General features: G+C 63.9%; 15 protein-coding genes and 2 tRNA genes. 4 read left to right on the top strand and 13 right to left on the bottom strand.

Translation table 11 applies throughout. From position 1 onward, the window contains the following. Window positions 1-72: 72 nt before the first annotated feature. The 3 genes from folD (at window position 73) to C8C99_RS08270 (ending at window position 3,759) form a co-directional block, all read left to right on the top strand. Window positions 73-927, top strand: coding sequence for a bifunctional methylenetetrahydrofolate dehydrogenase/methenyltetrahydrofolate cyclohydrolase FolD (gene folD, locus C8C99_RS08280; protein WP_056644336.1), 855 nt, complete (start codon window positions 73-75; stop codon window positions 925-927). Between the two features lie 69 nt (window positions 928-996). Next, on the top strand, window positions 997-3,042 hold the full coding sequence (locus tag C8C99_RS08275; RefSeq protein ID WP_056644334.1) for a M3 family metallopeptidase: 2,046 nt from the start codon (window positions 997-999) through the stop codon (window positions 3,040-3,042). Window positions 3,043-3,114: 72 nt separating this feature from the next. Beyond that, window positions 3,115-3,759 (top strand): glutaredoxin family protein, encoded by a 645-nt coding sequence (locus tag C8C99_RS08270; protein WP_056644332.1) that lies wholly within the window; start codon window positions 3,115-3,117, stop codon window positions 3,757-3,759. A gap of 146 nt (window positions 3,760-3,905) precedes the next feature. Here C8C99_RS08270 and rpiA read toward each other — a convergent pair whose 3' ends face one another. Next, window positions 3,906-4,595 (bottom strand): ribose-5-phosphate isomerase RpiA, encoded by a 690-nt coding sequence (gene rpiA, locus C8C99_RS08265; RefSeq protein WP_056644330.1) that lies wholly within the window; start codon window positions 4,593-4,595, stop codon window positions 3,906-3,908. Between the two features lie 36 nt (window positions 4,596-4,631). On the opposite strand from rpiA, the gene C8C99_RS08260 reads away from it, so the two are divergent. Then, complete coding sequence (locus C8C99_RS08260; RefSeq protein WP_056644329.1) at window positions 4,632-5,684, top strand: quinone-dependent dihydroorotate dehydrogenase; 1,053 nt, start codon at window positions 4,632-4,634, stop codon at window positions 5,682-5,684. A gap of 137 nt (window positions 5,685-5,821) precedes the next feature. Here the strand turns inward: C8C99_RS08260 and C8C99_RS08255 are convergent, their stop codons facing one another. From C8C99_RS08255 to iscA, 12 genes are all read right to left on the bottom strand, one after another. Continuing rightward, the gene (locus C8C99_RS08255) at window positions 5,822-6,163 is read right to left on the bottom strand and encodes a hypothetical protein (RefSeq protein WP_056644327.1); all 342 of its coding nucleotides are present in this window, start codon (window positions 6,161-6,163) and stop codon (window positions 5,822-5,824) included. Then, on the bottom strand, window positions 6,160-6,555 hold the full coding sequence (locus tag C8C99_RS08250) for a phage holin family protein (RefSeq protein WP_056644324.1): 396 nt from the start codon (window positions 6,553-6,555) through the stop codon (window positions 6,160-6,162). Before C8C99_RS08250 ends, C8C99_RS08255 begins: the two co-directional genes overlap by 4 nt. 45 nt (window positions 6,556-6,600) lie before the next feature. Then, the gene (locus tag C8C99_RS08245) at window positions 6,601-6,903 is read right to left on the bottom strand and encodes a DUF883 family protein (protein WP_008904788.1); all 303 of its coding nucleotides are present in this window, start codon (window positions 6,901-6,903) and stop codon (window positions 6,601-6,603) included. Between the two features lie 143 nt (window positions 6,904-7,046). Further along, complete coding sequence (locus C8C99_RS08240; protein ID WP_056644322.1) at window positions 7,047-8,144, bottom strand: NAD(P)/FAD-dependent oxidoreductase; 1,098 nt, start codon at window positions 8,142-8,144, stop codon at window positions 7,047-7,049. A gap of 36 nt (window positions 8,145-8,180) precedes the next feature. Next, complete coding sequence (locus C8C99_RS08235; protein WP_056644320.1) at window positions 8,181-9,218, bottom strand: histone deacetylase family protein; 1,038 nt, start codon at window positions 9,216-9,218, stop codon at window positions 8,181-8,183. Between the two features lie 156 nt (window positions 9,219-9,374). Continuing rightward, window positions 9,375-9,449, bottom strand: a tRNA-Val gene (locus tag C8C99_RS08230). Between the two features lie 51 nt (window positions 9,450-9,500). After that, window positions 9,501-9,575: transfer RNA gene (locus C8C99_RS08225), tRNA-Val, on the bottom strand. Window positions 9,576-9,612: 37 nt separating this feature from the next. Next, window positions 9,613-10,326, bottom strand: coding sequence for a DNA polymerase III subunit epsilon (gene dnaQ, locus C8C99_RS08220; protein ID WP_108625445.1), 714 nt, complete (start codon window positions 10,324-10,326; stop codon window positions 9,613-9,615). Continuing rightward, on the bottom strand, window positions 10,326-10,664 hold the full coding sequence (gene fdx / locus C8C99_RS08215; RefSeq protein ID WP_015013986.1) for an ISC system 2Fe-2S type ferredoxin: 339 nt from the start codon (window positions 10,662-10,664) through the stop codon (window positions 10,326-10,328). Before fdx ends, dnaQ begins: the two co-directional genes overlap by 1 nt. A 41-nt stretch (window positions 10,665-10,705) precedes the next feature. Further along, complete coding sequence (hscA, locus tag C8C99_RS08210; RefSeq protein WP_108625444.1) at window positions 10,706-12,577, bottom strand: Fe-S protein assembly chaperone HscA; 1,872 nt, start codon at window positions 12,575-12,577, stop codon at window positions 10,706-10,708. Between the two features lie 77 nt (window positions 12,578-12,654). Then, on the bottom strand, window positions 12,655-13,173 hold the full coding sequence (hscB, locus tag C8C99_RS08205) for a Fe-S protein assembly co-chaperone HscB (protein ID WP_108625443.1): 519 nt from the start codon (window positions 13,171-13,173) through the stop codon (window positions 12,655-12,657). 83 nt (window positions 13,174-13,256) lie between these two features. Next, on the bottom strand, window positions 13,257-13,580 hold the full coding sequence (iscA, locus tag C8C99_RS08200) for an iron-sulfur cluster assembly protein IscA (RefSeq protein ID WP_056644311.1): 324 nt from the start codon (window positions 13,578-13,580) through the stop codon (window positions 13,257-13,259). Window positions 13,581-13,602 lie beyond the last annotated feature (22 nt).

The following is a 13,602-nucleotide window of genomic DNA, read 5'->3' as shown; positions in this document are numbered from 1 at the left end:
CGCTCTAATTTTGATAGCTACCAGCGCATATTTCACTAGCGCTATCAGCCATTTTGACTCGTATTTTCTGACATGACAGCCCAACTCATCGACGGCAACGCACTTTCCCGCCAACTTCGCAGCGAGGTGGCGCAACGCGCCGCCGCCCTCACCGCCCGCGGCCACCAGCCGGGGCTGGCGGTGATTCTGGTGGGCGAAGACCCAGCCTCCGCCGTCTATGTGCGCAACAAGGTCAAGGCCTGCGAAGACAGCGGCGTGCGCTCCATCTTTGAGAAGTACGACGCCGACCTGAGCGAAGCCGCACTGCTGGCGCGCATCGAGGCCCTCAACGCCGACCCCGCAGTGCACGGCATCCTGGTGCAGATGCCCCTGCCCAAACACATCGACCCGCACAAGGTCATCGAGGCCATCGCCACCTCCAAGGACGTGGATGGCTACTCGGTATTGTCAGCCGGTGAACTCATGGCTGGGCTGGAGGGTTTCCGGCCCTGCACGCCTTACGGCAGCATGAAGCTCATCGAGTCCACGGGTCAATCGATCAAGGGCAAGCACGCCGTGGTGATCGGCCGCAGCAACACCGTGGGCAAGCCCATGGCCCTGCTGCTGCTGCAGGCCAACGCCACCGTCACGGTCACCCACAGCGGCACGCCTGACTTGGGTTACCACACCCGACAGGCCGACATCGTGGTGGCAGCGGTGGGCCGTGCCAACACACTCACAGCCGACATGGTCAAGCCAGGCGCCATCGTGATCGACGTGGGCATCAACCGCAAGGCCGACGGCAAGCTCTGCGGCGACGTGGACTTTGACGGCGTCAAAGAGGTCGCGGGCTGGATCACCCCCGTGCCTGGCGGGGTTGGCCCCATGACCATTACCATGCTGTTGGTGAACACCCTCGAAGCCGCCGAGCGGGCCGCCGCGCGCTGAACGCGCCCGGGGAAGACGCCAGCCGCTTTGCAACTTGAACCTGCGCCGCCCGGCGCCATCTAACCCCGCATGAGCAACGCCCTCCTCGACTTCTCCGACCTCCCCGCCTTTGACCGCATCACCCCCCAGGACGTAGCCCCTGCGGTCGATGTGCTGCTGGAGCGTGCCAACCAGGCCCTGGAGACCGTCACGGCGCCCGACTTTCCTGCCCGCTGGGACGCCATTGCCAAGGTGCTGGACGTGGCCACCGAGCAACTGGGGCGTGCCTGGGGAGCCGTCAGCCACCTCAACAGCGTGGCAGACACCCCTGAACTGCGCGCTGCCTACAACGCCGCCCTGCCCCGCGTGACCGAGTTCTGGACCCGCCTGGGTGCTGACGAACGCCTGTACGCCAAGTACAAGGCCATCGACCCCGCCACGCTCACGCCCGAGCAGCGTCAGGCGCATCTCAATGCCGTGCGCAATTTCGTTCTCAGTGGCGCCGAGTTGACCGGCGCAGCCAAAGACCGGTTTGCCCAGATTCAGGAACGTCAGGCCGAGCTGAGCCAGAAGTTCAGCGAAAACGCGCTGGACGCCACCGACGCCTTTGCCTACTACGCCACCGCCGGAGAGCTGGACGGCGTGCCTGCCGATGTGCAACAGGCGGCGCTGGCCGCCGCGCAGGCAGAAGGCAAACCAGGCTACAAGCTCACGCTGAAGATGCCTTGCTACCTGCCGGTGATGCAGTTTGCCACCCGCAGCGACCTGCGCGCCACGATGTACCGTGCCTATGCCACCCGCGCCTCGGACCAGGCCGTGGGCGACGGCCTGAAGTTCGACAACACGGCGCTGATCGGCGAAATTCTGGCCCTGCGCCGCGAAGAAGCCCAGTTGCTGGGCTATGCCAATTTTGGCGAAGTGTCGGTAGTGCCCAAGATGGCAAAGTCGCCTGCCGAGGTCATTCGCTTCCTGCGTGACCTGGCGCGCCGCGCCCGCCCCTATGCCGAAAAGGACGTGGCCGACCTGCGCCTCTTTGCTGCAGAACAATTGGGCCTGGGCGACCCGCAGCCTTGGGACTGGCCCTACATTTCTGAAAAGCTCAAGGAAGCCCGCTACGCCTTCGGCGAACAGGAACTCAAGGCCTACTTCACGGCGCCCAAGGTTCTTGCAGGCCTGTTCAAGATCATCGAGACACTGTTTGAAGTGTCCATCCGCCGCGACTCGGCCCCCGTGTGGCACCCGGCCGTGGAGTTCTATCGCATCGAGCGCAACGGTCAACTGGTAGGCCAGTTCTACCTCGACCAGCCTGCGCGCACCGGCAAGCGAGGTGGTGCCTGGATGGACGACGTGCGTACCCGCTGGCAGCGCCCCGATACAGGCGTGTTGCAAACGCCCATCGCTCACCTGGTCTGCAACTTTGCAGACGGTGTGGATGGCAAGCCGCCGCTGCTGACGCATGACGATGTGATCACGCTGTTCCATGAATTTGGCCATGGACTGCACCACATGCTCACCCAGGTGAACGAACGCGATGTCTCCGGGATCGGCGGTGTGGAATGGGACGCCGTGGAGCTGCCCAGCCAGTTCATGGAAAACTTCTGCTGGGAATGGGACGTGCTCAAGCACATGACGGCCCATGTCGACACCGGCGAGCCGCTGCCACGCGCGCTGTTCGACAAGATGATCGCGGCCAAGAACTTTCAGAGCGGCATGCAGACCCTGCGCCAGATCGAGTTTGCACTGTTTGACATGCTGCTGCACACCGAGCACGACCCGGCTCAGGATTTCATGCCCCTGCTGACCCAGGTGCGTCAGGAAGTGGCCGTACTGCAACCGCCTCCCTTCAGCCGCACGGCTCACACGTTCAGCCACATCTTTGCAGGCGGCTACGCGGCCGGATACTACAGCTACAAGTGGGCCGAGGTGCTCAGCGCCGACGCCTACGCCGCCTTTGAAGAAACTGCCGGCAGCGACGGGCTGCCCAGCACCGAAACCGGGCGGCGCTACCGCGAGACCATTCTGGAAGCGGGCGGCAGCCGCCCCGCCATGGAGTCCTTCAAGGCCTTCCGCGGCCGGGAGCCCAGCCTGGATGCCTTGCTGCGCCACCAGGGCATGGCGGAAGAAATGCCCGCCTAACTGCGAATAGCGAATAGCGAATAGCAGATTGCCCCACGAGAGTCACAGTCCACAAGAATGAGGAGAACCCGCATGTCCCGTACTACGTTCGCCCCTGCCGCTGCCTCCTTGCTGATGGCCCTGGCTTGTGTGGGTGCGCAGGCCCAAGGCGTCTATCGCATTGTCGGGCCCGACGGCAAGGTGACTTTTTCGGACCGCCCCCCCGCTGAGGCCAGTGCCCCACCAGTGCGCAGCAGTGCAGCGCCAGCAAGCCCTGCCACAGCCAATGGAGCGTTGCCCTATGAGCTACGGCAGATTGCCAACCGGTACCCTGTGACCATCTACACCGGCAGCGATTGCGCGCCTTGCGGAAGCTTGCGCAACCTGCTCACGTCACGCGGCGTGCCCTATACCGAGCGCACCGTGGCCAGCAATGAGGACATCGCCGCGCTGCAACGCCTGAGTGGCAGTACGAGTCTGCCTTTTGGCACCATCGGCGGGCAGCAACTGGTGGGCTTTTCAGACGCCGAATGGGTCCAGTACCTCGACGCGGCAGGTTACCCCAAGCAATCCCAGTTGCCCGGCAACTACCGCCAACCAGCACCTGCGCCACTGGTTGCGGCCAAGCCGGTGGAGGCTGCACCCGCCGCAGAACCGAAAGAGCCTGCACGGCCAGTCCCCCCTCCACCAGTCAAGGATGGTCCGACGCCTAGCAATCCGGCTGGCATCCGGTTCTGACATCGTGATGCAGTAGCTGCCGCTTCCGGGCAGCCGCCCAATCCATTCACCAAACAAAAGGGGCCTTCACAGGCCCTTTTTGCATTGGCTCCCATCAACAGGTAGGAAACAGTTGGCGGGTTGTCCCAACCAATGTCATTCCGTCATCAATAGGTAATCGTCTTCACGCCCTGCGCCGTGCCCAGCAGGCATACGGATGCCTTCTGGTGGGCAAACACACCCACGGTCACCACACCCGGCCATTGGTTGATCTCTGACTCGAATGCCAGTGGATCAGTGATGGACAGGCCCTTCACGTCCAGAATGTGCTGGCCGTTGTCGGTCACCAGCGGCTGTCCATCCTTGAGCCGCAGGCTGGCCTGTCCGCCCATGGCCGCAAAACGTCGCGCAATGTGATTGGCAGCCATCGGAATCACTTCCACCGGCAACGGAAACTGGCCCAGGGCTTTCACCAGCTTGGACTCATCGGCAATGCACACAAAACGCCCAGCCAGCGCCGCCACGATCTTCTCGCGGGTCAGTGCAGCGCCGCCGCCCTTGACCATGTGGCCCTGGCCGTCGATCTCATCCGCGCCGTCGATATAGACCGAGAGCGATGGCACTTCGTTGGCATCGAACACGGCAATGCCCAGCGCCTTCAGACGTTCGGTGCTGGCGACCGAGCTGGACACCGCGCCCTTGATCTGGTCCTTCATGCCCGCCAGGGCGTCAATGAACTTGTTCACGGTGGAGCCGGTGCCCACCCCCACAATCTCGCCAGGCACCACGTATTGCAGCGCGGCTTGGCCTACCAGGGTCTTGAGTTCGTCTTGGGTCAGGGGAGTGGTGGTCGTCATGGGAGAAAATCGGTGGTAATCCTGAATTATCCCCCCATGTCCCTGATCCCTTACGCCCTCACCCGCCCCTTTCTCTTCGGCATGGATGCCGAGGCCGCCCACGAACTCACCATGGACATGCTGGCGCGCGGGCAGCGCACGCCTCTGCAATGGGCCTGGTGCAATGAAACCGTGAGCGACCCCGTCACTCTGGCGGGGCTCACGTTTCCCAACCGCGTAGGCATGGCCGCTGGCCTGGACAAGAATGCGCGCTGCATTGACGCGCTGGGCGCCATGGGTTTTGGTTTTGTGGAAGTAGGCACCGTAACCCCCAAGGCGCAGCCAGGCAACCCCAAGCCGCGCATGTTCCGCCTGCCCGAAGCCCGCGCCCTGATCAACCGCCTGGGCTTCAACAACGAAGGTCTGGAGGCCTTCTTGCGCAACGTGCAGCAGGCGCAATTTCGCTCACAGAATCGCCAGCGCCCCATGCTGCTGGGCCTGAACATCGGCAAGAACGCCACCACGCCCATCGAGAACGCCACCAGCGACTACCTGACCTGCCTCGAAGGCGTGTACCCGCATGCCGACTATGTAACGGTCAACATCAGCTCGCCCAACACGCAGAACCTGCGCGCGCTGCAAAGCGATGCAGCCCTCGATGCCCTGCTGGGTGCAATCGCCGAGCGGCGTGAGGCGCTGGCCACTCAGCACCAGCGGCGCGTGCCGGTCTTTGTGAAGATTGCCCCTGACCTTGACGAAGCCCAGGTGGCGGTCATCGCCGCCACCTTGCAACGCCATGGCATGGACGGTGTCATCGCCACCAACACCACCATCAGCCGTGCAGCGGTGCAGGGCATGCGCCACGCCGCGGAGACTGGCGGGCTGAGCGGTGCGCCTGTGCTGGAGGCCAGCAACCAGGTGATTCGGCAACTGCGCGCAGCCCTTGGCGCCGGGTACCCGATCATTGGCGTGGGCGGGGTCATGAGCGCTGATGACGCGGTGAGCAAAATTCGCGCGGGGGCCGATGTCGTGCAGATCTACACCGGCCTGATTTACGAAGGCCCTGCATTGGTCGTGAAGGCTGCCAAGGCCATCAAGGCCCTGCGCTGAACTCTTTGAGCCTTTGGGTTAACGCCCGTCCGAACGCAGCACCATAAAAAAACGGAGCCTCTGGCAACAGGGCTCCGTTTCGTTTTTGGCGATGGATGAGCAACAGGACCCAGGTCTCTGTCACCTAGTCGTGGCCGTCAGCGCCGCAGACGCATCAGCATCGGCAGAGCGATGCCCGCCCATCGGATCAGCCTGCGCGGGCCAGCCACCAGAGCGACACCGGCCATGGCCGCCACGGCCAGTGGATGTTCGCGGGCAAACCCGGCGGCGCGCAGTGCCAGCGACGCATCGGCACCGCCCGCAGCACCCCCGGCCTGCTCAGCCAGCGCCCGGGCCTGAACCCGGGCCACGCGGCGAGCCCGCAACCGCTCGCGCTGCAACTCGATGCGGTCTAGCACACGCTGCTGCTGTGGCGTGGGTGCCGGCCATGCTGCCGACGCAGGCTGCGGCGCATGGGTTGTTGGATGTGCTGCTGTCACAAGCGCTCCTTGATCTCTCGCCAATCCTGCGCGAGCTCACGCCGCGTCAGGGAGAACCCGCTGCCAGCGCGCTGCGCCACCGATACCAACGACACCACAGCTGCCGCCCAGCCCACAGCCCACACACCAGCGACCAGCCAGGCGACCAGGGTGCGCTGCGGGGAGTCCCAAAAGTGCACCAGCACTGCCAGTGACACCATGATCAAGGCCACCACTGTGAGCCCAGCCACCACAATGGTCAGCACCAGCAGTTGCTGCAGGCGCTGCTTGAGGTCGGCCCACTCCAGGCGGGCCAAGTCCATGCGGTCTTCGGCGGCAATCGCGCCCTCGATGAGGTTAGCGCGCCAACGGGCGGCTAGCCCCTCCAGCCCCAGCAGCGAGAGCCAGTTCATGTGTGTTTGCCTTCGTGGCGTGCTGTCATGGGGCTACTGCGGCAATCAGCGGCGTGCAAGCAGAAACCCGACCAATGCGCCCACCGCCAGCGCGGCACCTGCCACACGCCACGGTTCGTCATGGGCGTAGCGGTCGGCGGCCAGTGCGGCTTCCTTGGCCTGGCGGGCGGCGTCTTGGGCGGCGCGCACAGCGGATTCACGCACGTTGTGCATGCCATCGTCCAGGCGCTGGCGCAGCAGCTTGATTTCGGGAACCGCATCTAGGTCCTTGTTGGCCAGCAGGCCCCGCAGATCGGAAACCAGCTTTTCCAGTTCGCCCTGGGTGGTCGTGGTGTCAGAAGCAGTCATACAAGCCTTTCTGTGTAATGCCAAAAATAATAGGGAACCCGCACGCGAGCGACGGGGCTGAACTTCATCTTAGCCATCTGTCCAGAAACCCCTCGTAGGACGGGGACGCAAGAGGTTACAGATTGCAAATGGCTTGCCGCAGATCAAACCAGCGCGGCCACATGCTCACCAATCGCGAGAGCACTCGTCAAGCCCGGCGACTCGATGCCGAACAGGTTGACGAGCCCTGCCACGCCGTGGACAGCGGGCCCCTGGATGACAAAGTCGGCAGCCGGCGCGTCCGGCCCGTGGATCTTGGGGCGCATGCCCGCGTAACCGGGCGCCAATGCACCGTTCTGCAAGGCAGGCCAGTATTTGCGCACCTCGGCATAAAAGGCATCGCCACGCGCTGGGTCCACCAGCAGATCGTCGGGCGAGTCCACCCATTGCACGTCCGGGCCAAACTTGGCCTGGCCGCCCAGGTCAAGCGTGAGGTGTACCCCTAGGCCGGCAGCCTCTGGCACCGGGTAAATCAGCCGGCTGAAAGGCGCCCTGCCCGTCAAAGTGAAATAGTTGCCCTTGGCGTAGTGGGCAGTGGGCACATGCTGCGGGGCCAGCCCAGCAAATCGCGCAGCCAATGCGGGGGCGTTCAACCCAGCGGCATTGACCACCGTGCGCGCGCGGATGCGAGTGCCGTCCGTCGCTTCCAAATCAATAGCATCCAGACCAATAGATGCTAGCGCCAGCGGCGAATTCAGTGCCACAAGGCCGCCCGCGTGTTCCAGATCACCTTGCAGTGCCAGCATGAGCACATGGCTATCAACGATGCCGGTGCTAGGGGAATGCAGGGCGCCCACGCAGGCCAGGGCGGGCTCCAGCGCCAAGGCGTCTTCACGGCTCAGGCGTTGCAGGTCCAGCACTCCGTTGGCACGGGCACGCGCCTGGATGCCTTCCAGGCTGTCCAGTTGGGCGGCAGAGGTTGCCACCAACAGCTTGCCGCAACGGCGATGGGGCACGCCGCGCGCCGCGCAGTAGGCGTAGAGCAGTTCCTTACCCCGCACACACAAACGGGCCTTGAGCGACCCTGCGGGGTAGTACAGCCCCGCGTGAATCACCTCGCTATTGCGCGAACTGGTGCCGGTGCCGATGGCGTCCGCAGCCTCCAGCACCATGACCTCCCGCCCTTGCAGCGCCAGCGCGCGGGCCACAGCCAGGCCCACCACGCCCGCGCCCACCACCACGCAATCCACCTTATCGATCATCTGTGTATCTCCGTGCGCCCCCGGCTGACAACCGCGTCAAACCTGCTCAAAACCATCCAGCACATTGACGGCATTGGTGCCCAGCTCGGCCGCCGCGTAGCCGCCCTCCAGCACAAACACCGTGGGCAGACCCAGCCGCGCCAACCGCTCGCCCAGCCGGGTGAAATCTGACGAGGCCAGTGCAAACCGCGAAATGGGATCGCCCTCAAAGGCATCCAGCCCGAGGGATATCACGAGCGCGTCGGCCCGGTACTCTGCGATGCGCAGGCAGGCTTTCTCCAGCGCATCAAACCAGGTCGCCGCGCTGGTGCCCGCAGGCAGGGGCAGGTTCAGGTTGAAGCCTGTGCCAGCCCCCTGCCCCGTTTCGTCAGCGTGGCCCAAGTAGAACGGGTACTCCGTGCGCGGGTCACCATGCATGCTGATGAACAGCACATCGCTGCGGCCATAGAAGATGCTCTGCGTGCCGTTGCCATGGTGGTAGTCCACGTCCAGCAGCGCCACACGCTGGGCGCCCTGATCGCGCAGGGTTTGCGCGGCCACGGCGGCATTATTCAAAAAACAATAGCCCCCCATGAAGTCCGGGCCCGCATGGTGCCCCGGTGGGCGAGTGCAGCAAAACGCGGCACGCGCCCCTTGCGCAACGCGAGCCGCCGCGCTGGCAGCCGCGTCGGCCCCTGCCTTGGCGGCAGCCCAAGTACCCGCTGCCATGGGTGTACCGTTGTCCATCGAATACAGGCCCAGGCGCGCAACGAAGTTGTCTGGCTCCACGTCGCTGCGCAGCGTGCGCACCGGCCACACGGATGGAAAGGGTTGCAGCAACGCGTTGGCCGGGTCCAGCGCCAGCCACTGCTGCCAGGCGGTCTGCAAAAAGGCCAGGTAGCGTTGTGCGTGCACCTGCGCCAGCACCGCACTGCAGTCCACGTCGGGCGCCATCATGGCGTGGCCGCGTGTGCGCAGTGCGTCTTCCACATAGTCCACGCGTTCGGGCTTTTCAAAACAAGGCACGCGTTCGCCTCGGAAGAATTCATGGACGGGCGCATGCCCCTGGTGCGAGGGATTGTGGAAGGTGATCATGGATGCTGCACTGCAGGTACGGGCGACCAATGTAACGCGCAACCCTGCGTTGTACGCAGCTCTGGCGGATGGAGGCCGCACTTTTGCAGCTTGCGGGGAGGTGGGCAGGCCAAGAAAAAACCCCTGCAGGTCAGGAACCTGCAGGGGTTTTCAAATTGGTGGGTGATACATGGATCGAACATGTGACCCCTGCCGTGTGAAGGCAGTGCTCTACCGCTGAGCTAATCACCCGTCGCAAGCACCTTGGAGAAAGATACCGCTGCGAAAAGTCTGTCAGCAACATGGTGGGTGATACATGGATCGAACATGTGACCCCTGCCGTGTGAAGGCAGTGCTCTACCGCTGAGCTAATCACCCTTGTCGCTGCGACAGCCTTCTATTATGGCACAGCTTTTTAGGCCGATTGGAGAGTCCGCCAAATTGTTTTGCCACCGCTGGCCTTGTCAATCTGCGTGAGCACCTCGGCATGCGCCGCCTGCTCCTGCTCGCTCGCCCGCAGCACGGGCAGCGCAAGGCCACGCAAATCGATGGCGGCCACCTTCACGCCGTCGGCGCCATCATGGCCATCATCGGCAATCAGCAAGGCATCCTGCCCGCGTGTGAGGTTGATGTACACGTCGGCCAGCAGCTCGGCGTCGAGCAAAGCGCCGTGCAGCGTACGGCCCGAGTTGTCCACGCCCAGGCGGTCGCACAGGGCGTCCAGCGAATTGCGCTTGCCCGGGTACATCTCCTTGGCCATGGCCAGCGTGTCGGTCACGCTTTGCACATAGGTGCCAAACGCCGGGCGCCCCACCAGCTCCAGCTCCTTGTTGAGGAAGCCCACGTCGAATGCTGCGTTGTGGATGATGATCTCGGCGCCCTGCAGGTACTGCAGGATGTCGTCCACCACGTCCGCAAACTTGGGCTTGTCCTTCAGGAACTCGTTGCTGATGCCGTGCACCTTGAGCGCGTCTTCATGGCTGTCGCGGCCAGGGTTGAAGTACAGGTGCAGGTTGTTGCCCGTGAGCTTGCGGTGGAGCAGCTCCACACAACCCAGTTCAATGATGCGGTCCCCCCCCTCGGCCGAAAGGCCGGTGGTCTCCGTGTCCAGAACAATTTGCCGGGACATCAGTGGTTTTCCTTGGCGTGGTTGATCGTGTACTTCGGAATTTCGACGACCAGATCGGTCTGCGCCAGGATGGCCTGGCACGACAGGCGTGACTGCGGCTCCAGGCCCCAGGCACGGTCCAGCAGGTCTTCTTCCTCTTCTTCTGCCGCATTCAGCGAATTCAACCCCTGGCGCACGATGACGTGGCAGGTGGTGCACGCGCAGCTCATGTCGCAGGCGTGCTCGATGTTGATGTGGTTGTCCAGCAGGGCTTCACAGATCGAGGTGCCTGCAGGCGCCGTGATTTCGGTGCCTGCGGGGCAGTATTCGGGATGGGGAAGGATCTTGATGACGGGCATGGGGTGTTTTCTTCTTGTTCAGAGGGATGCGCAGGGGCGCATCACAGGCTTGCGACGTTCTTGCCGGCCAGGGCCTGCTGGATACCGCGGTTCATGCGCTGGGCTGCGAACGCCTCGGTGCCCTTGGCCAGGGCTTCCGTGGCTGCCTCGATAGCAGCTGCATCGTCGCTGTCGCGCTGGTGGCGAAGGGCCACCATCAGGGCGTCGATGGCGGCCCGCTCCTTGGGGCTCAGCACGTCACCATCCGCATCCAGTGCACTTTGCGTGGCAATCAGCATGCGGTCCGCGTCCACGCGGGCCTCGACCACGGCGCGGGCTTTCATGTCCTGCGCGGCCGTAGCAAAGCCGTCCTGCAGCATGCGCGCGATCTGGTAGTCCGTGAGGCCATACGATGGCTTCACGTCAATGCGCGCTTCTACCCCACTGCCCTGCTCCTTCGCGGCCACGCTGAGCAAGCCATCGGCATCGACGGTGAAGGTCACACGGATGCGCGCAGCACCTGCCGCCATGGGGGGAATGCCGCGCAACTCAAAGCGAGCCAGGCTGCGGCAGTCCTGCACCAGATCACGCTCGCCTTGCACCACATGGATGGCAAGCGCAGTCTGTCCGTCCTTGTAGGTGGTGAAGTCCTGCGCCTTGGCGGTGGGGATGGTCTCGTTGCGCGCGACGATCCGCTCCACCAGCCCCCCCATGGTTTCGATGCCCAGGGACAGCGGAATCACATCCAGCAGCAGCAGGTCGCCCGCCGTGTTGTTACCCGCCAGCTGGTTGGCCTGGATGGCGGCCCCTAGGGCCACCACTTCGTCCGGGTTCAGATTGGTCAACGGTTCCTTGCCAAAGAACTCTGCCACGGCCCGTTGCACCTGCGGCATGCGGGTGGAGCCACCCACCATGACCACACCCTGCACTTCGTCGCGCGCCAGATGCGCGTCGCGCAGAGCGCGGCGCACGGCCGCCATGGAGCGGGCCGTCAAATCAGCGGTCACCGCATCAAAATCCGAGCGTGTCACGTCAAATTGCACTGAAGCGCCAGACAATTCTGCCTTGAACGCTACCAAATCAGTAGCAGTCAGCGCCTCTTTGCAGGCGCGCGCCGCCATGCGCACAGCAGACTTGTCGGCCGGCGTGACCGCCTGTTGCCCTACCTGCTGCAGCACCCAGTCCGCCAGCGCTGCGTCGTAGTCGTCGCCCCCGAGAGCTGAGTCGCCGCCCGTGGCAATGACCTCGAACACACCTTGCGTCAAGCGCAGGATGGAAATATCGAACGTGCCCCCACCCAGGTCATAGACGGCGTAGACGCCCTCGCTGGCGTTGTCCAGGCCATAGGCAATCGCGGCGGCCGTGGGCTCGTTGATCAGACGCAGCAAGTTGATGCCGGCAAGCTTGGCCGCGTCCTTGGTGGCCTGGCGCTGAGCGTCGTCAAAGTACGCAGGCACGGTGATCACCGCGCCATAGAGATCGTCGTTGAAGGTGTCTTCGGCCCGGTAGCGCAACGTGGCCAGAATCTCGGCACTGATCTCGACGGGCGACTTGTTGCCATCCACCGTGGCGAGGCTGACCATACCGCCCACGCCGCCATCGGCAGCGGCCACAAAGTCGTAAGGCAGCTTGCCCGCTTCCGTCACGTCTTTGAGGCCGCGCCCCATGAAGCGTTTGGCCGAGGCGATGGTGTTGCGAGCATCCTGGGCTTGCGCTGCCACGGCGTCATACCCGATCTGACGCCCACCGTTGGCCAGATAGCGCACCACCGAGGGCAGCAGCACCCGGCCTTGGGCATCGGGGAGGCATTCGGACACGCCATTGCGCACAGCAGCGACCAGAGAGTGGGTGGTGCCCAGGTCAATGCCCACCGCGATGCGCCGTTGGTGCGGGTCGGGGGACTGGCCGGGTTCGGAAATCTGCAGAAGCGCCATGGAATTTCGGATCTCTACGTGGTGGAGCCCGCCATCGCATCAGCACGCGAGGGGGTCCAGGGGAATGCAAAACCGCCCTATTGTCCCAGTTGCTCGCGGCGACGCTCAATGTCGTCGGCAAATCGCGCAATGAACATGAGGGCTCTGACCTGACGGGCTGCGCCCGCATAGTCCTGCTGCTGGTCGATGAGTTGCTCGCACTGCGCCAGGGCGGCACGGCGGGCTTGCTCTACCTCATCATCCAGCACGTCCAGCGCGCTGTCGGCACGGGCGTCTTCCAGCGCTTCACGCCACTCCATTTGCTGCATCAGAAAGGCAGCGGGCATGGCGGTATTGTCTTCGGCACGGATGGGCGCACCGTGCAGTTCGCACAAGTAGGCCGCACGGCACATCGGATCCTTCAGGCGCTGGTAGGCTTCATTGATGCGCACGGACCACTGCATGGCCACGCGCTGCGCCGCGGCGCCTTGCGCAGCGAACTTGTCGGGGTGGGCTTCGCGCTGCAGCTCTTTCCAGCGCGCATCGATAGCGCTGCGCTCCTGCGCAAAGCGGCGTTCCAGGCCAAACAGTTCGAAGTCGTCAGATTGCAGGTTCATTCGCAGTGGCGAGAAGGAAGTCCAAGAAAAAACCGCCAGCACAGAACGCGTTGGCGGTTTGGTGTGACATCAACGAAGGGCGCTCAGACGCGGAAGCTCTCCCCACAACCGCAGCGGTCCCGCTCGTTGGGGTTATTGAACTTGAAGCCTTCGTTCAGGCCTTCACGCACGAAGTCCAGCTCTGTGCCGTCAATGTAGGCCAGGCTCTTGGGGTCGATGAGCACCTTGACGCCGTGGTTCTCAAACACGATGTCTTCGGGCTCACTCGTGTCCACATACTCCAGCTTGTAGGCAAGCCCCGAGCAGCCGGTCGTCTTGACCCCCAGACGCACGCCCAACCCCTTGCCACGGCGGGCAAGGTACCGGTTGACGTGCCGGGCTGCAGCTTCTGTCAGCGTAATGGCCATGTCTCTCGATCTATCTGTCAAA

Origin of the sequence: Acidovorax sp. 107 (assembly GCF_003058055.1) — a bacterium.
Lineage (GTDB): Bacteria > Pseudomonadota > Gammaproteobacteria > Burkholderiales > Burkholderiaceae_C > Acidovorax.
This window is presented reverse-complemented; position numbering and strand designations above follow the sequence as displayed.